The sequence below is a fragment of the Desulfuromonas sp. AOP6 genome (assembly GCF_009731355.2).
Classification (GTDB): Bacteria; Desulfobacterota; Desulfuromonadia; order Desulfuromonadales; family SZUA-540; genus SZUA-540.
In genome coordinates this window covers 2239909-2261393 of record NZ_AP022810.1, presented here as the reverse complement: position 1 = coordinate 2261393, position 21485 = coordinate 2239909, and the positions used below count along the sequence as shown (strand labels likewise).

16 protein-coding genes are annotated in these 21485 nt (G+C 54.3%); 11 read left to right on the top strand and 5 right to left on the bottom strand.

The features are described from left to right. Positions 1–12 precede the first annotated feature (12 nt). The gene (locus tag AOP6_RS10550) at positions 13–1950 is read right to left on the bottom strand and encodes a peptidylprolyl isomerase (protein WP_155876696.1); all 1938 of its coding nucleotides are present in this window, start codon (positions 1948–1950) and stop codon (positions 13–15) included. Positions 1951–2143: 193 nt separating this feature from the next. Here AOP6_RS10550 and AOP6_RS10545 point away from each other — a divergent pair, with 193 nt between their 5' ends. The 6 genes from AOP6_RS10545 to amrS all read left to right on the top strand — a co-directional run bounded on the left by AOP6_RS10545 (position 2144) and on the right by amrS (position 8687). Beyond that, complete coding sequence (locus tag AOP6_RS10545) at positions 2144–3187, top strand: rod shape-determining protein (protein WP_155876695.1); 1044 nt, start codon at positions 2144–2146, stop codon at positions 3185–3187. A gap of 99 nt (positions 3188–3286) precedes the next feature. After that, entirely contained in the window at positions 3287–4105 is an 819-nt protein-coding gene (mreC, locus tag AOP6_RS10540) for a rod shape-determining protein MreC (RefSeq protein WP_155876694.1), read from the top strand. Next, positions 4102–4626 carry a rod shape-determining protein MreD gene (gene mreD / locus AOP6_RS10535; protein ID WP_155876693.1) on the top strand — a complete coding sequence of 175 codons (525 nt, stop codon included), beginning with the start codon at positions 4102–4104 and terminating at the stop codon, positions 4624–4626. Before mreC ends, mreD begins: the two co-directional genes overlap by 4 nt. Before the next feature lie 5 nt (positions 4627–4631). Continuing rightward, complete coding sequence (gene mrdA / locus AOP6_RS10530) at positions 4632–6497, top strand: penicillin-binding protein 2 (protein WP_155876692.1); 1866 nt, start codon at positions 4632–4634, stop codon at positions 6495–6497. Between the two features lie 5 nt (positions 6498–6502). Continuing rightward, positions 6503–7600 carry a rod shape-determining protein RodA gene (gene rodA, locus AOP6_RS10525; protein WP_155876691.1) on the top strand — a complete coding sequence of 366 codons (1098 nt, stop codon included), beginning with the start codon at positions 6503–6505 and terminating at the stop codon, positions 7598–7600. 73 nt (positions 7601–7673) lie between these two features. Continuing rightward, the gene (amrS, locus tag AOP6_RS10520; RefSeq protein WP_155876690.1) at positions 7674–8687 is read left to right on the top strand and encodes an AmmeMemoRadiSam system radical SAM enzyme; all 1014 of its coding nucleotides are present in this window, start codon (positions 7674–7676) and stop codon (positions 8685–8687) included. Positions 8688–8794: 107 nt separating this feature from the next. Here amrS and AOP6_RS10515 read toward each other — a convergent pair whose 3' ends face one another. Beyond that, a complete protein-coding gene (locus AOP6_RS10515) occupies positions 8795–10072 on the bottom strand; it encodes an outer membrane protein transport protein (protein ID WP_155876689.1) in 1278 nt (425 codons plus the stop codon). Positions 10073–10230: 158 nt separating this feature from the next. On the opposite strand from AOP6_RS10515, the gene AOP6_RS10510 reads away from it, so the two are divergent. Continuing rightward, positions 10231–11040, top strand: a complete 810-nt coding sequence (locus AOP6_RS10510; RefSeq protein ID WP_155876688.1) for a class I SAM-dependent methyltransferase — start codon at positions 10231–10233, stop codon at positions 11038–11040. Positions 11041–11046: 6 nt separating this feature from the next. Here AOP6_RS10510 and AOP6_RS10505 read toward each other — a convergent pair whose 3' ends face one another. The 3 genes from AOP6_RS10505 to AOP6_RS10495 form a co-directional block, all read right to left on the bottom strand. Beyond that, positions 11047–13386, bottom strand: a complete 2340-nt coding sequence (locus AOP6_RS10505; RefSeq protein WP_213194562.1) for an HD domain-containing phosphohydrolase — start codon at positions 13384–13386, stop codon at positions 11047–11049. A 9-nt stretch (positions 13387–13395) separates the two neighbouring features. Beyond that, complete coding sequence (locus AOP6_RS10500) at positions 13396–15441, bottom strand: PilZ domain-containing protein (RefSeq protein ID WP_155876687.1); 2046 nt, start codon at positions 15439–15441, stop codon at positions 13396–13398. 190 nt (positions 15442–15631) lie between these two features. Next, a complete protein-coding gene (locus tag AOP6_RS10495; RefSeq protein ID WP_155876686.1) occupies positions 15632–17002 on the bottom strand; it encodes a replication-associated recombination protein A in 1371 nt (456 codons plus the stop codon). A gap of 153 nt (positions 17003–17155) precedes the next feature. Here AOP6_RS10495 and AOP6_RS10490 point away from each other — a divergent pair, with 153 nt between their 5' ends. The 4 genes from AOP6_RS10490 (at position 17156) to AOP6_RS10475 (ending at position 21291) form a co-directional block, all read left to right on the top strand. After that, positions 17156–18010 carry an NAD(+)/NADH kinase gene (locus AOP6_RS10490; protein ID WP_155876685.1) on the top strand — a complete coding sequence of 285 codons (855 nt, stop codon included), beginning with the start codon at positions 17156–17158 and terminating at the stop codon, positions 18008–18010. Positions 18011–18066: 56 nt separating this feature from the next. Continuing rightward, the gene (gene recN / locus AOP6_RS10485; protein WP_155876684.1) at positions 18067–19734 is read left to right on the top strand and encodes a DNA repair protein RecN; all 1668 of its coding nucleotides are present in this window, start codon (positions 18067–18069) and stop codon (positions 19732–19734) included. 67 nt (positions 19735–19801) lie between these two features. Next, positions 19802–20251 carry an N-acetyltransferase gene (locus AOP6_RS10480; RefSeq protein ID WP_155876683.1) on the top strand — a complete coding sequence of 150 codons (450 nt, stop codon included), beginning with the start codon at positions 19802–19804 and terminating at the stop codon, positions 20249–20251. 170 nt (positions 20252–20421) lie between these two features. After that, positions 20422–21291, top strand: coding sequence for a M23 family metallopeptidase (locus AOP6_RS10475; RefSeq protein ID WP_155876682.1), 870 nt, complete (start codon positions 20422–20424; stop codon positions 21289–21291). Positions 21292–21485: the final 194 nt, after the last annotated feature.

The window sequence follows — 21485 nt, the reverse complement described above, 5'->3', positions numbered from 1 at the left end:
GCCTTACTCCTCTTAATCTTTAAGGGCGCTAAGGATCGTGGGAGCGATGGTGATTTTCGATTGCTCCCGCAGGTTTTTAAGTGTTTCTGCCAGTTTCTGCTCTTGTTTTCGCGCCAGCAGCGTTCCAGAAAGCGTGTCCCGTATGGCGGGGGTCAAGGCTTCCATGTCAGCCTCTTGGCGGTTTTTTAGGGCAGCGACCAGGTACTGACCGTTGAACGTGTAGACCTCGGGAGCCGCCGGATTCTCTTTGGAGAGAGAGAAGGCGGCCTGAGACAGTTCAGCTAGGTCGCCAATACGGGGAACGAATGACCCATAGGATCGGGTGAAAAAGCCGGTTTCTTCTACGGGAAGCCCTTGCTGGGCCGCCTGGGATGATAACGATTTACCGGACTCAATGCCTTTCAGCACTTTTCTGGCGGCCTCCAGTGCCAATTCGCGGCTTTTCTCTTGGCGGAAGGCCATCTCAACCTGACGTTGTACTTCGCTCAATTCAGGCAGGCGGGAGGGGCGCCTCTCCTTGACACCATAGAGGATGACCTTGCCAGGGAGAACAACAGGGCGGCCGAGTTCCTTTTCTTCCAGGGCAAAGGCTACGGCCGAAATCTCAGGGACCGTACCGAGTCCTTCGATAGCCTCCTGCCGAGAAAAGAAACCGGTTTCCTGCAGGACAAGGTTGTTGGCAGCGGCGGCGGCAGATAGATCGCCGCTCTTGCGGTTGATGTTGTAGGCATCCATGGCCGCTTCCATGGCCATCTGCTGTGACTTTTCAACTCTCAGACCGGTTTTGATTTCGTCCAACACATCTGCAAAAGGTTTTATGCCCGCCTCGATGTAGCCTTCACTGCGGATGATATGAAAACCCTCAGAGGTTTGTACGACCTCGCTGAGATCACCGGGCTTGAGAGCGAAAGCTGCCTCAGCCACCTCCCTGTTGAGCTGATCACGGGTGACGTAGCCCATCGCACCGCCGTTGGCTGCGGTGCGGGCATCATCGGAGTGCTTGCGGGCCAGGGTAGCAAAATCTTTGCCGGCGCGAATCTCTTCCACTATTTTCTGTGCCAGCAGGCGCTTCTTCTCGAGCGATTCAGTCGAGGTGCCCGCCGCTGCTTTGATCAGAATGTGTGAAATTTTCGCCTGTTCATTGATTTCAAAAAGATCCAGATGCCGTCGGTAGTATTTTTCCAGGTCTTCGTCAGAAAAGATGACCTGGTCTGCGTACCGGCTGGGATCGAACTGCAGGTACTGCAGGGCTACTGATTCAGGAATGCGGAATTCTTCTCGATTGTCGGCAAAGAAAGATTCAAGGTCTTCGACGCGAATTTCGACTTTATGCTCAAAGAGGGCCGGAGGTGATTTGGCAAAGACCAGGTTGACCTTTTCGTTCTGGTCCCGGTATTCCTGCTCAATGTCCTCATTGGAGACGCTGACACCTTCCTGGATTTTAGCCTGAGCCTTGGCGATGAGCAGCTGCTGTTTCTGCAAGGCTTCGAAATCTTCAGGCGAGAGGCGCTGATAGGCAAGAACCTGCAGATAGCGATTTTTGCTAAAGACGCCATTGTCCTGGAAGGCAGGGATGGTCGCGATGGAATCGATGAGCTCTTTTTGACTCACGTCGATCTTGAGTTTTTTGGCTTCCTGCAGAAGAAGTGTCTCGTCGATCAGGCTATCGACAACCTGCTTCCTTATGCCGAGCTGTTTTTCCAGGGCCGGAGTAAACTGCTCACGATAGATGTTCTGGTAAAGCTGGTAGAGATCGTTATAGGCATTCTGGTACTCGGTGTAGCTGATATCCGTGCCATTAACTGAGATGGCGATCGTTGGAGTCTCGTCACGGCCATCGTCGCCTTTGCCCCAGACAAGGAAGATGGTTCCCACGAAAGTGGCGATAATCGCCCAGAAGACGAGTTTAACGATGGCGGACTTCTTTTTTTTGCGAATCAAATCAAGCATTGACGAACCTCTCCTTTAAGCGGTTTAATGAGGTCTAAGGAACAGGGCGCATGTTAGACAATCAGGGGGCGAAATGCAATAACTTTTTCGGTTTATTGGCTTGAAAAACCCTTGTGCTTTTGGTAGTGTAAGCGACATTTTAGGCATTGGGGAAAGTCCTCCCCGTATGCGGGTGAAAGGAGACATCCGAAACATGTTCAACCTTTTTGATGCTATTCTTGGCATTTTTTCCAATGATCTCGCCATTGACCTCGGAACAGCCAACACCTTGGTCTATCTCAAGGGGAAGGGGATTGTCGTCAGCGAACCGTCGGTAGTGGCGGTACAGAAGGATAGCATGGGGCAGCGCAAAGTGCTTGCCGTGGGCATGGAAGCGAAGAAGATGCTGGGGAGAACTCCTGGCTCCATCGTGGCCATCCGCCCCATGAAGGACGGCGTCATCGCGGATTTCGATATCACCGAAGAGATGCTGCGGTATTTTATCCAGAAAGTTCATAACCGCAAAACTCTGGTTCGACCTCGCATTGTCATTTGTGTGCCCTCCGGCATCACCCAGGTGGAGAAAAGGGCCGTCAAGGAATCCGCTGAATCCGCCGGCGCTCGTGAGGTCTATCTGATTGAAGAACCTATGGCCGCTGCCATCGGGGCCGGACTGCCGATCACTGAAGCCTCAGGCAACATGATTGTCGATATCGGCGGTGGAACCACGGAAGTGGCTGTTATCTCCCTGGCGGGTATCGTCTATGCCAAAAGCGTGCGAGTCGGTGGCGACAAGCTGGATGAAGCCATCGTCCAATATATGAAGCGCAAGTACAATCTGCTGATCGGTGAGCGGACCGCTGAGCAGATCAAAATCGATATCGGCAGTGCCTATCCTGACGACCAGGTGCGCAGCATGGAGGTCAAGGGTCGCGACCTCGTCAGCGGTATCCCCAAAACGCTGGAGATCGATTCCAATGAAATCAGGGAGGCTCTTTCCGAGCCGGTCAACGCCATCGTAGAGGCTGTTCGCATCACGCTGGAGAGAACGCCCCCCGAGTTGGCTGCAGATATCGTCGATAAGGGGATTGTGCTGGCTGGTGGTGGCGCCATGCTGAGAAATATGGATGCCCTGCTACGAGAAGAGACCGGTCTGCCTGTGGTTATCGCCGATGACCCCCTTTCCTGCGTTGTCCTTGGTTCAGGCAAAGTGCTCGATGAGCTGGACCTGCTCAAGCGTGTCGCCATTTCTTACTAAAGGCAGGGGCCATCTGCGGTCGTGACTTCACCCCGATTTCCCGTCCTCAAGGAGGGCCATAGGCCCTCCTTGTCTTTCCTGTCATGAGTCCGGACTTCCATGCTGGATCTGCTTAAAAAATACAGGACTCTTTTTCTTCTCTGCGCCTTCGTTCTTTCGGCGCTGCTCTTTTACTCGACCCATCTCCGCCATCAGGAACGGACCACTCTCTTTGAAAAGGTGGTTCTCATTCTTACCGGCCCCCTGCAACAGGGCATGGATGTCATGGTAACTACGGTTGCCGATACCTGGGGTCGCTATCTTTGGCTTGTGGGTGCTGAAAAGGACAATCGCGAACTCCACGAAGAAAACAGGCGCCTCAAGGCAGAGTTGGACCAACTTGAAGAAGTCCGTCTCAGTAACGAACGGCTTCGCAAGCTTCTTAATTTTAGAGAAGATACTCAGCTTCCCGCCCTCCCTGCCCGTGTCATCGGTGAGGATGCTTCCGGCTGGTTCCGTACGGTCGTCATCGACAGAGGCTCTGCTGACGGGGTCACAGAAGGGCTCGCCGTGGTCGTGCCCGAAGGTGCCGTTGGTCGAATTATTGCGGTTGCTCCGGGGCATGCCCGGGTGCTGCTGGTCACCGACCCCTCCTCGGCGGTTGCCTCCCTGGTTCAGAGAAGCCGCACACGCGGTGTGGCTCGCGGGCGCGGGGATAGTCTGTCCTTTGAATATGCCCTGCGTGACCAGGATGTCGCCATTGGTGACCGCGTGATCAGTTCCGGGATGGGAGGGATATTTCCCAAGGGGATCGTCCTCGGCACCGTGACCCAGGTGGCTCGCGAAGGCTATCGTATGTTTCAGGAGGTCGAGATAGTCCCCGCCGTCGATTTCGACCAGTTGGAAGAGGTTCTTGTTTTGTTGAAGGAAAACCCATGAGCCGGGCTGTTTATGTTTATTTTTTTATCGGCTACCTGTTTATCCTTTTGCAGACATCATTACTGCCCGTTCTGCTCCCCTTCAAGCTCCAGCCTGACCTGCTCCTGATTCTTATCGTCTACGTCGGTCTGCTGGAAAATTTTGTGCGCGGCAGTCTGCTGGCCTTTGCCCTGGGGTGCCTGTTTGATGTTTTTGCCGGGCATTACCTTGGACTTCATGGCTTTGTTCTCCTGGTTATTTTCCTTCTCGTCCGTGGAACCGTCAATCGCTTCAATACGGAAAATTCTCTGCTTCTGCTCCTTATGGCCTTTGCCGGAACGTTCATCCAGGGCGGCCTTCTGGTTTTTTCACTGAAATTCTTCGCTCATGCCGGCTCTGTTGCTGCGCTTATCCTATGGCGCTTGTTGCCGCAAGCTATGCTCAATCTCCTGGCTACCTGGCTCCTTCTGACAGGGTGTCTGCTGATTCAAAAACGCTTTTTTCCCCGCGGGAGCATTCCCGGGCTACAGAAACTGAGATAGCCGCTATGGGACTCAATGCCGGCTGGTCGGAGACTCCCGGCCTGAAAACCCGTTTTGTTGTGGTGTCTGTGGCGGCAGCGGTCGTTTTTCTTCTACTGTTGATGCGTCTGTGGTATCTGCAGGTCATCAATGCCGATGTCTATCTGCGGCTTTCAGAAAAGAATCGATTGCGTTATATTCCCGTCGAAGCGCCGCGGGGTTCCATCTATGATCGTGACGGCCTGCTTTTAGTCGATAACCGGCCGGCTTTCGGGGTCTCTGTGTTGCGTCAGGACGTGGAAGATAGTGATCTTCTTCTGGAAACGCTTGCCGGTTACCTGGATGAGGATGCCGTCACTCTGCACGAACGCTATCAGAAGGGAAAAAGGTTACCCGCCTACCGGCCACTTCCCTTGGCGGAAGATATCGGGAGGGATCGCATGGAAGTCATCCAGGAAAATGCTTCTGATCTTCCCGGTCTGCTCACCGGTGTTCGTCCCGTCCGATCTTATCCGTACCAGGAAAGTGGTGCTCATCTGTTTGGTTATCTTGGCGAGATTACCGAGCAGCAATTACAGAGTCAGGATTTTTCAGGATACCGATCGGGTGAATTTGTCGGTAAAAGTGGTGTTGAAAAACGACTGGAAAACACCCTGCGCGGGCATGAAGGGCAGCAACGACTTGAGGTTGACGTCAGAGGCAAGCTTCTTCGCAGCCTCCAGACCCGAGACCCCTTTCCGGGAAATCGAGTTTACCTGACCATCAAGCGGGATTTGCAGTTGGCCGCCGAAGTGGCTTTTGAAGATCATGCCGGGGCGGCCGTGATGCTGGATGTTCATTCAGGTGAAGTTCTGGCTCTGGTCAGTCGGCCTTCCTTCAACCCGGAGGCTTTCGCGCAGGGCATAAGTTCTGAAGAGTGGATCTCCCTTCTGAAGGATTCACGCCATCCGCTGCAGAATAAGGCTCTAACGGGACAGTATCCTCCCGGGTCGACATTCAAGATTGTGTCCGCACTGGCTGCCTTGAAGTCGGGACTGATCACCGCGTCTACATCCGTTGAATGCACCGGGAAGCTCGAGGTGGGCGACAGGGAATTCCGCTGTTGGAAAAGAACGGGGCACGGCAAAACGAATTTGAAAAAGGCCCTGAAAGAAAGCTGTGATGTCTGGTTTTATCAGGTTGCGCAGGATCTCGGTATCGACAGGCTCTCCGAAACTGCCTCGGACCTGGGTCTTGGCAGCCCCCTTGGTATTGATCTGGAGGGGGAGAAGTCGGGACTGATACCGACCCGGGACTGGAAACGACGGCGGTTTGGCGCTCCCTGGTACGATGGTGAAACGGTCATTGCCTCTATCGGACAGGGCTATGTGTTGACCACGCCCCTGCAGTTGGCGGTTATGACGGCCACGGTGGCCAATGGCGGTACCGTGTATCGCCCTCAGGTCGTAAAGAAGATTGTCGATCTTGTCGGCAATGTTCTGGTGGAACATTCCCCCGAAATTATTAAATCAACCCCCTTCTCTCCAAGAGATCTGTCGGCGGTCCATACCGGGCTGGTGGCTGCCGTGAACGAACCGGGAGGAACGGCCTGGAGTCGTAAGCTCGACGGCTTGAAGGTGGCTGGGAAGACGGGAACTGCTCAGGTTGTCCGTCTCAAGGACGACGATGACAAAGAGGAGGATGAGGATAAGATTCCTTACCGTTTCCGGGACCACGCGCTTTTTGTAGCTTATGCGCCGGCCGACGCACCCGAAGTTGCCGTTGCGGTCGTTGTTGAACATGGTCGACATGGCAGCAGCGTCGCCGCCCCGATTGCCATGAAAATGATGGCCAATTATTTCGGGGTTGACGTTGGTGCCCTGCCCGATCATGTGCCCTATGCGGGAGACTGAATGCCATGTTTGACCGCCGTTTACTGACACACTTCGACTGGTTTTTCCTGGGGTTGGTCTGCCTTGTGGCCGCCATCGGTATGATGAACCTGTACAGCGCCTCCGCCCCCTGGTCCCAGGGGGGAACCCCCATCTACGTCAAACAGATGTACTGGTTTGCTTTGGGAATTGTCATTGCCCTGATCGTCTGCATGTTCGATTATCGTCACCTTGAGTATATGGGGTTTTTTTTCTACGGGTTCAACGTGCTCCTGCTGGTCGGTGTCCTTCTGGTCGGGAAGACCTCCATGGGGGCCACACGCTGGCTCGACCTCGGTTTTTTCAATCTGCAGCCGAGCGAAGTCATGAAAATCGTCATCATTATTACGCTGGCCTGCCATTTCAGCCGAAAGGGACACGCTTTCGGCCACAACCTCAGGGAACTGGTCCCTCCTTTTTCGCTGCTGACGATACCCGTTTTGCTGATCATGAAGCAACCCGACCTGGGTACGTCGATGATGGTCGTCTTTATCGGCCTGACGGTCGCCCTCTTTGCCGGCATACAGAGGCTCACTTTTATTGGGTTGACCGTACTGGGATTTCTGGGGGCGTACGGGGGTTGGTTCCTGCTGCATGACTACCAGCGAGAGAGGGTCTATACGTTTCTTAACCCCGAACGAGATCCCCTGGGTTCCGGGTATCACATCATCCAATCCAAAATAGCCGTGGGCAGTGGCGGTTTCTGGGGCAAAGGCTTCATGAAGGGAACCCAGTCCCAGCTCTCTTTTTTGCCGGAACGGCATACCGATTTCGCTTTTTCCGTCTTTGCTGAAGAGTGGGGTTTTGTTGGCGGCTTTGGTCTGTTGGCGCTCTATCTGCTGATTATTATCTGGGGTCTCTACATTGCCCGACGTGCGGCAGACAAATTCGGCATGTTTTTGGCCCTGGGGGTTGTCGCCATGCTGTTCTGGCATATGGTGGTGAATCTGGGGATGGTCATTGGTCTGCTTCCTGTCGTCGGCGTCCCTTTGCCTCTTTTTTCCTACGGAGGCACCAGTATGGTGACAACCATGATCGGGGTCGGGCTGCTGCTAAACGTCAGCATGAGGCGCTTCAAATTCTGATGGCGGGGATGCCCCGATATTCTTCGCTTCTGTTATACTTCGTGCAGAGGATGGAATTGTCAGGGAGGGACTCATGCACGAAGCGGCCTTCTGGGAAAAAAAAGATGGAGACAAGGCACTTTGCACGCTGTGTCGTCACCAGTGTCTGATTGCTTCCGGCAGGAGAGGCCTTTGCGGTGTGCGGGAAAATCGCGACGGCATTCTCTACTCTCTTGTCTATGAAAAGCTGATTGCCGAGAACGTCGACCACATCGAGAAAAAACCTCTTTTTCACTATCTTCCAGGGTCCACCAGTTATTCCATGGCTACCGTTGGCTGCAATTTTCGCTGCCGGCACTGTCAGAATTACGACATATCCCAATGGACCGCTTCCAGGGGCCCGATACCGGGGGAGAAGGTGTCCCCTGCCCATATCGTGCAGCGGGCTCTGGCGGCAGGATGCCGCAGCATTTCCTATACCTATACCGAACCGACCATCTTCTACGAGTATGCCTATGACACCGCCGTCCTGGCTAAAGAAGCCGGTCTTGGCAATGTATTTGTCAGCAACGGCTATACGGGTACCGCTGCGCTCGAACGGATTGCTCCCTATCTCGATGCGGCCAATGTCGACCTCAAGGGCTTTACGGATGATTTCTACCGGGAGGTGGCGGGAGCCCGTCTGCAGGGGGTGCTGGATACTCTGCGGGACTACCGGCGACTCGGAATCTGGCTGGAAGTCACTACGCTGCTGATCCCCGGCCACAACGATACCGATGAGGAGCTGCGCGCCCTGGCCGGATTCATCCGCAACGAGCTCGGTGCCCAGGTCCCTTGGCACGTCACCGCTTTTTATCCGACCTACAAGATGCTGAATGTGTCACCTACGCCCGTGGAGACCTTGCGGCGCGCCCGGCAGATAGGGCTGGAGGCGGGGTTGAAATATGTTTATGAGGGGAATGTGCCCGGGGAGGGGGGTGAAAATACGTTTTGCCCGGCCTGTGGCAAGCAGGTTATTTCCCGGGTGGGATATCGTGTTGATGCCAGCCATCTGGCTGGTGGGGCATGTGATGCCTGCGGGGCCCCCCTCGAAGGTGTCTGGCGCTAGAGAGGTGCCAATGTGGGGCGATCACCAAGTCTCCCAGCCTGACCTCCACTACCTTGGCTTTTTCCGACAGGGCTAACGCTCTTTTAGGTCTTGTTTCAAGGATCGTGTCAAAAATGGTATCCAGCACTTAATCCAAGCAGGTGGAGCTCTGACTCGTAGCTTCCCCTGGCGTAGTCGGCCGGGTCTGACACTGCTGGATCGACATCGGGCAGAAAGCTGTTGTTCTTGCGCCTGCCTTCAAGGTGTTGGTAGCCGTAACTGAGCGATATGGCCAGCCGGTCGAAGTGCAGGGTCGTGCCGAGGCAGAACAGGTGGGAGTCTGCATCGGGGACGGACGGCTCAAAAGTGGCATCGCCAATGGCGTCTTCGCCGTACAGATATCCGGCTAGCAGGGAGATCCTTTCGTTCAGGCGATATTTCCCGCCCAGGTTCCAGGCCCAGGTGGCCTGCCAGTTTTTCGGGTAAATGGCGAAGGTCGAGCCGCCCACTGGTTGGGCGAAGGTGATGTGCAACTCATCGTAAGAAGACCAGTCTTCCCAGCGGATGCCCGTCTCAAGGGTAAGATTGTCGGTGGGGAAAAAGGCCAGTCCGGCGACCAATTGCTGGGGCAAGGTGATATCCGTTTGTGCTGTCGTATCAGGCAGTATAACCGCTAGACCCGGGTCAGGAAGAGTGAAGTTGACGCGACCATCGATGTCAACCTTTATGGGACTTCGATAACCTGCCCCAAACTGTATTTTCGGGTTCAGTTTAAGAAGAATGCCCAGATTGAATCCCACTCCTGTTCCGTCCCCAGTGAATTTTTGCTGTCCATCGTCGAGTCCGATAAAGGAGAGTTTAACCTGCTTCTCCAGGGTAGCGTCAAGGTAAAGAAGATTCAGGCCGGCGCCAATACTCAGCCAGGAGGTCGGCCGGTAGCCCACCGCAGGGTTAAAGGCGTAGGTGACAATTTCCGAACGGGTGGCGAGATAGCGTCCTTCCCAATTGTCATCCCACTCCGTTCCCAATCCGAAAGGGTTGAATAGGCCAACGCCGGCGCTGAATTTTTCGTTGAATGTGTGCGTCAGGTAAAATGTACTGGGAGCGTAAAGGGTGCTGTCGGTGGAATCTTTCCGGCCGGTTGTGTCACTGGTGAAGTCTCGTCGGGGGTATATCAGGGTTGTCCCCAGTTCCATCGCCGTTCCCGGCAAATCTGTGAGCAGGGCAGGGTTAAAGTACAGGGCCGAAGGGCCGTCAGCGTGTGCGACGGTGGCATTGGCCTGCCCGAGCGCGCTGGCTCCCTGGGTGAATATGCCGAACCCGGAAGCCAAAATAGTCTGGGGAAAAAGAAGAGCTCCAGTCAGGATGGCCAGGAACAAAGGACGAAGGTCACGAGGGCTCAGCATGGTAATCTCCCTTTGCGTGGGTATCAGAAATGAGTCTGTTTAGAATTTTTCCCACAGTTTCAACTTATGTCAATGTCATCAGACGATGGTTTTTATAGTCCGGGGCTGAAATGAGAGTCAAAACTTCAAAGGGTAAATGACCTAAGGAGGATACCACCTTGTCCAAATCAAAATATCTTATGGAAAACGAGAAGGAAGCTTTGCGGCTTGATCAGAAGACGGATAGAGAGCGATTGAGTGAACAGGCTCTCTGGGCCGGGCTGCGTCCTGGCATGCGAGTCGCCGATATCGGTTGCGGATCGGGCAAAACTACCGGGTTTCTGCATGGCTTGGTTCAACCCGGTGGGAGTGCTCTGGGAGTTGATGCCTCGGCGGAACGCATCGCCCATGCCCAAAGGACGCAATCTTCTTCGGGGGCCACGTTTGTCTGTAGAAATGTTTATGCCTCTCTTGAAGATCTGGGCCCCTTCGATTTTATCTGGTCGCGGTTTTTTCTGGAATACCACCGCCAGGAGAGTTTTGCCATCGTGCAGCGATTAACGGATATTTTAAGCCCCGGTGGCATCATGTGTCTGGTAGATCTTGACTACAATTGCCTGAATCATTACGGACTCCCTGTCCGCCTGGAAAAAACGGTCTGTGGTGTGATGAAAACGCTGGAGCAGAACGCCGATTTCGATCCCTACGTGGGACGAAAGCTCTATGCCTACCTTTATGATCTGGGCTATGAGGAAATCCGGGTTGAGCTGTCGGCCCACCACCTGATCTATGGTGAACTCGGCAGTACCGATGCCTTTAACTGGGCTACGAAAGTCGAAGTCGCGGCCCAGAACTCGGGATATCCTTTTTCGGATTATCCGGGTGGATACGAGGAGTTTCGGGAGGAGTTCATGGCCTGTTTTAAAGACCCGAGGCGCTTCACTTATACCCCGCTCATTGCTTGTCGTGGAAGGAAACCCGTGAAATAAATGGGGTCAATAAGGGGCCACTGCGGACGGGGCTGCTTTGAGGTGATCGGCAATGGCCCGTTTTTCCGCGTCTGAAATCAACGTGAATTCAATGCCGAAGCCCAAGGGATAGGACGGTTTTCGCCTGATGTCCATGTTGTTGACCCAGGCGACCCTGCCCTGGACCCGGATGGTTGTGGTCGTGGGGCCGGGGAGGTCGAAGCTGAGATGCAGTCGTTGCCCCAAGCTGACGGTCTGGTTACTGGTGGCATAGAGGCCTCCCGGACCCATGTCTACCGTATAGCCTGGCCAGGAAGCGCCAGAAAATTCTATAGAGAGCTGAACCTTTATAGGGACGCGCGGGTCATTCCGGGTTACAGAAGAGCGCCCGGGGTCCGTGGCTGGCTTCCCCAGGTATGCCCGCGTATAGTAATCCATAAAGGCAATGACGACGCGGGCGTCAAAATGACGACCAATCCCTTCTCGCAGCAGTTCGAAGGCAACATCTAGGGGCATTGGCTCGCGATAATGCCTTTTGGCAGTGATCGCTTCGAAAAAGTCGGCAACAGCGAGGATGCGGGCCCCCAGGGGAATTTGCTCTCCTATGAGCCCTTCGGGATAACCGGTGCCGTCATATTTTTCATGATGGGCCCCGGCCACGATGGGTACCTCAGCCATAACTCCCTCAAAATTAATCTGTTCGAGAATAGTACGCGTCTTCAGGGAATGCGTTTTGACCGCTTCGTATTCATCGCTGGTCAGACGGCCCTCCTTCTTGAGGATGGAATCGGGGACACCCAATTTACCGTAGTCGTGTAAAAGAGCGGCCACACGGATCATTTCCGTAAAGTCCTGGGGCAGGTCCATCTCCTGACATATGCCCAGAGCGTATTCGGTGACCTTTTCCGAATGTCCCGCTGTCAGGGGGTCTCGCGCGTCGATGCTGGCCGCCAACACCTGCAGGGTCGATTTGAACTGCTCTACGCGGGCATTCATGAGCTTGACGTTATGCATGCTGATGCCGATGAAGGGGGTGATGCCCATCAGAAGGCTCATGTCACTGTGTACGAGGGGGCGTGGTGCCTTGAGATTATCCACGGCCAGAATGCCTACCGTCTCTTCTTCGCTGATAATCGGGCAACAAATGAAGGATTTCACGCCAAGAAAACTGGCGAATTTAAGGCTCCGCTCGGAGAGTTGCTGGCCGATGTCTTTAAGGTCATTGATCAGAAAGGGCTGCTTTTCGCGGAAAGATCGGATAAAAATGCCGGCCGATTCGGCCCGGGTCAGATCGAAATTGGTGTTTTTTAAAAGAGCTTCCTGCTCTTCCGTGTAACCGAATCCGCCCTTGTACTCCAATGTGGTGCGGTCGGGATTGGCCAGCAAAATCATGCCGCGTTGGTAATCCAGGTAGTTTTCCAGGATTTTGATTGTCTTGTCCAGAATGCTGTCAATGTCAGTCTGCTGGCTGAGGGCCTGACCGATTTCATTGGTCAGGCTGGCATTGGCGTGGTTAATGTTGATCTGGTCCACCAGTTTTTCTGTTGAGCCCATGAGGATGCTCAGGCTGGAACGCAGTTCCTTCTTTTCGGCAATATCCATGATGACGGTCAGGCCGAAGAGGATGATCGTGAGAGCGGGGAGGATGACGGTTAGAGTGAACCCGGGGGCGTAGAGCAGGGACCCGAAAACGAGGAGAAAGAACAGGGGGATGGACCTGAGCCTGATCTTGGCCCAGAGAGAGGCCAGGGTGTCTTCCCAGGAAACAACATACCGGCAGCAGGGGTCTCCCCTGAAAAGACATTCAGGGTGGGTGACGCCCGGGCGATGAAAATTGAACATCATGATGATGGCTTCGAAAAAACCCATCCGGTTTTCACACTGGAATTCTTTTTCCTGAACGCCACTGCGGGGGGTGACCGTGATTTCGACCCGGTTGGAATCGAGCTCCCGGGAACTGTACTCGGATGAACGGGTAAATTGAACCGAAGTTTTCTGGATCAGATTGAAAACGCGGGCCGGGCCGACGAGGCCAAGAAGATATTGACGCATGGCGCCCAGCGCCTCGGGGGAAGCCGCGTGCCGCCCCGCTTCCCGGGCGATCGATTCGTCACCAGTGAGCTGAACAAGTTTTTCGTAGAACAGGTCGACCTGTTCCTGACTGAACCAGTGCCCCTGATCGGCGACCTCGCAGGGATCCATGTGGGCATGCCGCAGAATTTTATTGACGTCGATGTGCGGGTATTTGTCTTTTAGAAGGGCGAGATAGGCGTGAATGATTCGGCTGTTATACAGCGGAAGATTTTTTTCGGCGAGGACTTTTTCGTCGTTTTTGGACAATAGCGCCACCCATCCCTGTTTCGTCATATGATGTTTTTATATGCGTGTCAGGAAAGTGTTGCAGAATTTGAAGTATTGGTCAAGATTCTGGCAATTCAAAATCCACATTGTGTAAATCTTATCATATTTTATCTCCTGGTCTTTGGCGTATTTGACCGGGTATAAAATGGCCGGGATTTTATCCCCCTCGAAATACTGCCTGCCCAGTCTTTTCAGCGCGGCCATCAAATCGACCCTGTTGAGATTGTCCTGGTCAAGGACGATAACCTGGATGCAGTTGGTGAGCTCAGACATGTTGAGACCCGCGTCGGAGAGATTGATCAGGATCACCGCCTGCAATTCACCGTCCTGTTTTAAAGAGAAGCAAAACCGCTGCCTTTTGAGCCCTAACTTGAAAAATTCTTCATCGGGCTCATCCCCGCTTCCGATTCCCGGCTCCAGATCCATGGCCGGAATCATCAACCCCCCGGAAAGGTGCTCGTAGAAGTAGCCGAACTCAACGAGGTCCTCCTCTGTTAAAGGCTGCATATGCCAAGGTTCGTCGGCCCGCTGCTCCAATCCATTTTCAGGCTCAATATAGAAATAGGCAAAGTCATCCATCGAGCATCCCTTGGGATTGCTGATGTATTTCGCCACACCTCCAAAGACACGGCGAGGAAACTTGTTGTCCGGTCGGAAATAGCACATGACAAAATTCATATGAGATGAGTGGAGGTTGTAGGAGTCGTTTAGGTATTGGCCCGCCTGTTCCAGGACCACCAGGCCCGCTTTCTGTGACAGTGTCCGGTCTGCCGCGTGGTGGTGTATCAGCCAGGTTTTGCTGTAAAATCGCAGCATGGCCATGTGCCCCATGATCACGCCTTTGTCCTGATAAATAAAGTGACGGGCAATCCGAGGGCTCTCGGTGTAGAGTTTTTCGTAGGTCTTCTTGAACTTTTCTTTTTTGGCCTGAATGTGGGCATACTTTTCCGGATAGATAAAGCCCGTTTCAAAAAAGAAATGCCACAGCGCATCCAGGTCCACCCGGTTGCAGAGATAGGAACGCGGGTCATTGGCCTGCTGCAGGAGTGAAAGCAGATTGACATGTTCCTCCATTTCCATGTCGAGTATGGCCAACCCGCAAATTACACGGGTCTCTACCGGGTCATCACTGCGAGGCCGCCGATAGATAACCTGGGCCATGCACGTCAGTGTAAAGCTGGTGGCAAAGATCAGCTGGAGTTTGGGAATGATAAGTCCCGGCAGCAGCACGGAGTGGGACAGGTCTTCTTCGACGGCCAGCCCTGTGCCGGAGAGGTTGATGACACCAAGGTCGATCTTCTTTTCTGTCAGCGGGTGCAGAAACTGAATATTGGGGGAGGGAACCAGTTCCTGCCGCGGACTTCTGAATTCCTTGCTTTTGAAGCGCGGAGTCATCTGGCGCTGGATGTGCAGAACCACGGTACGGGTCTTCTGTTCCCAGCTCTGATAGACGATATGGCACTCTCCGCCAAAAAGGGGTGTTGTGTCGTTGCTCAGCACAACCATGACGGGTTCATTGGGGTTGAGCCAATTGAAGGTCTGGGGTGCGGCAGTGCTCAATTTGACGGCGAAAGAACAGGCAGTAAAGTCCTGAAGGACTCCTTTGAAATGGGCACTGTTCTGTATGACGTCCACCTGCAGGGGTAGGCAGGGGAAACGCTGTGTTTTTCTGGAACGCACTTCACAGCCCATCTTTGGCAGCAAGATTCGCATCCCTTGTGAAGCCATATTGACAAGCTCAGGCTTGACCACGATGAGTTTGAGGCCGTCGGCAATGATCAGGTTATCGAACTCGTAGGCCTTGAGCTTGGCCCGGATACCCTCAGGTTCCAGCCAGAGAAAGTCTGCCTGCGCATTGAAGCAGGGCTGGGGAGCCGCTTTCAGGGTTATTTTCTGAGGATAGCGGCGGTGCGAGAGTGTGATCAAAATATGACCGCCATGAAAATTAATGGAGTTGAGCTTGTTGATCAGGGCTTTTTGGCTGACTTCGCGGCCCTTTTCACGGCAATTTTCTTCCGTGATGGAATCCAGGAATGCTCTGGCAAGATGATAGTTCTCCATGGGCCTCTCTGAGATGATTTAGGGGAGGACAGGTTCCTTCGGGTGGCGTGAGTTCGCAACCGGAAAGGATTTTTATTCAGGAGCTGTACAATAAAAAGGCGAGGCGCAAAGGCGTGGGAACTTCTGAAGGAAGAGTTCCCTCATGTTCCGACTATCCTGTGCGGACCGCACCAATGTACGTCCAAGCTGTTTAACTTTCATGGGTGTCTTGCTGGTGGGACTTCCCTTCGTCGTCCTGCGCCGTTTCTTTTGGCCCCCTTGGTAAAGGATGGGCAAGGTTCGCCCAGTGGCTCATTCTTTCCTTGATGATCTTTTCGTAGCCGCGGTCATTGGGGCGGTAAAATTGACGCTCTTGCAGTTGGTCCGGCAAATGCTGCTGCGGCGCAAAACCCTCTTCGTAATCGTGGGCGTAGCGATATCCCTGGCCGTAGCCAAGCTCTTTCATCAAGCCGGTCGGAGCATTGCGGATATGCAGCGGCACCGGCAGGGAGCCGCTCTTGCGTACTTCGGCGAGCGCCTCATTGATGCCCCTGTACGAGGCGTTGCTTTTTGGCGCCGTGGCCAGATAGGTGACGGCCTGGGCCAGGGGGATACGGCCTTCCGGCATGCCGACGAACTGCAGGGCCTGCATGGTGGCAATGGCCAGTTGAAGGCCGCGTGGATCGGCGTTGCCGACATCTTCGGCGGCGAAAATGACCAGCCTGCGCACGATGAAGAGGGGGTCTTCTCCCGCCTCAATCATGCGGGCCAGCCAGTAGAGGGCCCCGTCGGGATCGGAGCCTCGCAGGCTCTTGATGAAAGCCGATATGACGTTGTAGTGCTCCTCGGCTCCTTTGTCGTAGAGGAGGGGCTTCTTCTGCAGAACGTCCTGCAGAATCTGCAGGGTAATCCGTTTGTCGGCTCCCGCTGTTGACGCCGCCAGTTCAAGCGTGTTAAGGGCCACCCGCGCATCACCCTGCGCCTGTCCAGCGAGAAAATCAAGAGCGTCAGGGTCGACCTGTAGACCGCGTCCCTCTGGCCAGCGGTCGTCCTGCAGGGCGCGCGTCAACAGCAGGCGAATATCGTCAGGACTTAGTGTCTGCAGAACAAAAACGCGCGAGCGCGATAACAACGCCGAATTCACTTCGAAGGACGGATTTTCGGTGGTGGCGCCGATGAGAATGATGTCGCCTTTCTCTACGTGAGGCAGAAAGGCGTCTTGCTGGGCCTTGTTGAAGCGATGGATCTCATCAACGAAAAGCAGGGTTTTGCGCCCGTGGTAGGCCTTTTCTTCCCGGGCTTTCTGCACGATCTCCCGCACATCCTTGATGCCCTGCATCACGGCGGAAAAGAAGACAAAGCGGCTTCGGGTCGTGTTGGCGATGACCTGAGCCAAGGTCGTCTTTCCCGTGCCAGGCGGGCCCCAGAAGATGATAGACGCCGCCTGGTCCGCCTCGATGAGCTTGCGCAGTATCTTTCCTTCGCCGATCAGGTGTTCTTGTCCGACCATCTCAGCCAGGGTGCGCGGACGCAGTCGTTCGGCCAGGGGGGCGCTCTTGGCATCATGGGTAAATAGATCCATAATCTTCCTCTCCGCAGCCCTGTGGCTACCTTGGGAAAACTACCACAGAACATCGGCCGTCACAAGAGCCTGTCAGTCTAAGTTCTTGAAAGCGATGGACTTTGCCCCAGGTGTGTGATAGTTTTTAGCGTCTGTATTTCCGTGAGGTCTGCCATGAAGCGAATCGGTATCTACATCAAACGCAAAAACCCCACAGCGGTGCAGGTTGCACGCGAAGTCAACACCTGGTTGGCACAGCGGGGGATAGAGGTCTTTTTCGAGGAAGGTCTTGCGGAGGAACTGGGGGGTGCCCAGGGTTATCCTGGTCGCTCGATCCCCGCCATGGTCAACCTCATCCTTGTTCTTGGCGGAGACGGCACCCTCATCTCCGTGGCCCGTCAGGTCGGCGACCTTAAAACTCCTATTCTCGGGGTCAACTTGGGCAGCCTTGGCTTTCTTACCGAAGTCACCCTCGATGAACTCTATCCCGTGCTGGAGCGCGTCATTCAGGGCGACTTTACCGTCAGCGATCGCATGATGATGGACGCTGTTGTCCTGCGCCAGGGGCAGAAAGCCGGGCGCTTCAGGGTCCTCAACGATGTCGTCATCAACAAGGGCGCCCTGGCCCGCATCATCGATATGGAGGCTTCGGTCGACGATGTCTACCTGACAACCTTCAAGGCGGATGGTCTGATTATATCCACCCCCACCGGGTCTACGGCTTACAATCTTGCTGCGGGCGGCCCCATCATGTTCCCCGGCCTGCATTGTCTCGTCATATCTCCTATCTGTCCCCATATGCTGACCAATCGTCCGATTATCGTTCCTGATGAATCGATTATCCGCATCGAGGTCAAATTCCAGGACGAGGACGTGGTTTTCACGGCGGACGGACAGGTTGGGATGCCGCTGCAGGGCGGTGACATTGTCGAGGTCCGCCGTTCTAAAAGCAGTACCCTGCTGGTCAAAAGTCCTTCCAAGGACTTCTTTCAGGTGTTGCGCACTAAATTGAAGTGGGGGGAACGTTGATCCCAGTCTAAATGAACAATGCATTTCACGCACAATTTGAGGGGACGAGCTTCTTTATGCTGACCGATCTCATTATCAAAAACTTTGCGATTATCGACCGTTTACATGTGACCTTCCAAGGCGGCTTTAATGTCTTGACGGGCGAAACCGGAGCCGGGAAGTCGATTATCATCGACGCCGTCGGCCTGCTCATGGGTGATCGGGCTCGGCCGGAAGTCATACGAACCGGAGAAGACGAGGCCCAGGTGGAGGCCATGTTTAACATTTCCGGCCGATCCGGGATTATACAGCGACTGGAGGCCGAGGGCTTTGAGGCCGGGGACGAGCTGATCATCAAGCGACTGGTGAGCCGGTCGGGGAAAAACAGGATTTATATCAATGGGTCCCTGGCCAAACTGGCCCAGTTGGAGGAAGTGGCTTCTGAACTGGTGACAATTTATGGTCAGCATGAGCACCAGAATCTGCAGCGGTCCGACACGCATCTGGATCTTCTGGATCGCTACGCCAATTTGCAGGAGGATGTGGCCCGCTATCGCGACCTTTACCGTGCGACCCAGGAACTTGAACACAACCGGAAGAAGCTTGAAGAAGCCGAAAAGGAACGGCAGCAGCGCCTCGATCTGCTGACGTTCCAGAGTCGGGAGATTGACAGGGCTCAGTTGCAGCCCGGCGAAGAAGAAAGCCTGGCCTCCGAAAGGTTGCGCCTGCAGCATGCTGAAAAGGTGGTCGCCGCTACGGAAGGGGGGCATGAGCTCCTCTATGACATGGAAGGATCTGTCTGCGAAAAGTTGGGGTTGCTGGCTGACCAGCTGGAAGGATTACGTGAAGTGGACCCCCGCCTGGGAACCCTCGGTGAGGCCGTTCGTAACGCATTCTATGGTCTTGAAGACGTCGCCCTTCAGCTCCGTGAGCACGCGGGCCAGGGAGGTTATGAGGAAGGGCGTCAGGACCAGGTGGAGCAACGCCTGGCCTTGCTGGCCGGACTCAAGCGTAAATACGGCACCAATATCGATGAGATTCTGGCGTTCAAAGAAAAAGTCGATCATGAAGTGGAAATTCTCAAAGATATTGACGCCACACGTGAAGTATTGGACAAAAAGTTGACCGCAAGCCGTGCGCGCCTTCAGGAGGCAGGCCAGCAGTTGAGCGAGGCCCGTCGGTCCGCCGGCGAAAAGTTGCGTGAAGCCCTTGAAAAAGAGCTGAAAGAACTGGCCATGGAGAAAGCCCGTTTCGAGATGCGCCTTTTTCCGCTTGCCGCGCCGGGCCCGAAAGGGTTGGAGAGGGGGGAATTCTATATTTCCGCCAATCCCGGTGAAGAGCCAAAACCCCTGGCCTGGATTGCTTCAGGGGGGGAGCTTTCACGCATCATGCTGGCCCTGAAGAGTGTCGCGCCCGAGCGTGACGGTGTCTCCACTCTCGTCTTCGATGAAGTCGATGCTGGTGTCGGGGGTATGGCCGCCACCGCAGTCGGAGAAAAACTGCGAAGAGTGGCACAGGGGTTGCAAGTACTTTGTATTACCCATCTACCCCAGGTAGCTGCTTTTGGTGACAGACATTATCGGGTGGAAAAGATGCAGCAGAGTGGACGAACCTTCACGGCACTGGTCCCCCTGGAAGGGGAAGAAAGAGTTCGAGAGATGGCCCGGATGCTCGGTGGGGCTCAAGTGACCGAAAAAACCCTCGCCCATGCCCGGGAGATGATTACCTCCTCTGCCAAGGGTTGAGTCGGACTTTTTTTCTGCTTTTTCGTTGTGTCGGGTCGTTTTTTGCACGTGGGAGAGAAGCAACGCTATGATACGCAGGGCCAGAATACCGGACGCCAAGTCCATCCACAAGCTTTTGATTGGTTATGCCAAGGACGGGCTGATGCTATCTCGTTCCTTGTCGGAAATATATGAAACCATTCGTGATTTTTATGTTTATGAGGAGGGTGGAGACGTTGTCGGTACGGTTTCACTAAATATCTGCTGGGAGGATCTGGCTGAAGTGCGTTCCCTGGCGGTTTTAGAATCCTGCGGTCTTAAAGGTATTGGTCGTCAGCTCGTCATGGCCTGCCTTGAAGAAGCGCGCCAGCTTGGAGTTAAAAGAGTCTTTGCCCTGACCTATAAGCCCGGATTCTTTGAGAAGATGGGTTTTCACCTGATTGAAAAATCTGAATTGCCGCACAAGATCTGGAGCGACTGTATCAAATGCGCCAAGTTTCCCGAGTGCGATGAAATTGCCCTGAGCATCGAACTCTGACCTTTCTGCCCTATGACGGCAAAGTGAGCCCAAAAACGTCAACAGGCGCCGCATGAATAGGTGGCAGAGTTCCAAATAGCTTGACAAGGCTTGATGGCTTCTTTTATTAATGAGCGTCGCGGATTCATATTCATTCGAATGGTGCGATATTAAAAAACCAGGAGGACCGTTTGTCCGCTAAACGATTTACTTTGCTTGTCATTCCGGAAGGGTCTCACCGGGTGCGACGATTCACGTTGCCCCGTCGTTGGATCTCTCTGGCCATATCTTGTTCTATCCTGCTTTTTCTAGGCACGGGCGCTCTGCTTTTCGATTATGTCAGAACTCACGTCGATCGTCAGGAGTTGCAGCGCCTGCGTGCTGAAAGCCGTTCCCAGCAGCAGGAAATTGGAAGGCTTTGTGCCAACATCGAAGACCTGCGCAAAGAAATGGTGGTTCTGGCCCAGAATGATGCGAAAGTTCGGGTGTTGGCTCAGCTTTCCGGTCCTCGTCCCGATGCCCTGAATGGCATGGGGGGGGCTCCGGAGGACGATGCGGCCACGGAGTTCTCCGAACTGCAGCGGCAGATCGACCAGATCCGTGAGGCGATTGAGCTTCGTCGTGAAAGTCAGGAGGAGGTTCAGGGTTTTCTCAACGACCAGCGCTCTCTTATGGCTGCCAAGCCCAATGGCTGGCCCGTCAAAGGGTGGGTGACTTCTAATTTTGGCATGCGTAATTCTCCCTTCACAGGCAAGCGTAAAATGCATGAAGGACTTGATATCGCTGCCAGCACCGGTACTGCCGTGATTGCCACCGCCGACGGCATTGTCAGCCGGGCGGAAACAGCTCCTGGCTACGGAAAAATGGTGGTCATCGACCACGGTTATGGGTTCAAAACCCTTTACGCCCATAATTCCAAGCTTCTTGTCAAGGTCGGGCAACGGGTCAAGCGGGGGGATAAGGTCGCGGCTGTAGGCAATACAGGAACTTCAACGGGGACCCACCTGCATTATGAGGTCCGCCTTAATGGTGTGCCGCTGAATCCGAAAAAATATATCTAGTGCACCTCGCACCTCTCGATCTAAAAACCCCGGAATTCCCGGGGTTTTGTTTTTTGAGCGTGCCAAAAAGCGGCTGTGTGAGAGTGTCATAGTCCTTGTGAGGATTCTCCGGGCTATGCTATGATTCCGCGTCTTCAGCGCTGCCGATCTCCTGTTGCAGGGGGATGTGCGGAGCAGGCTGAACAAATACTGTA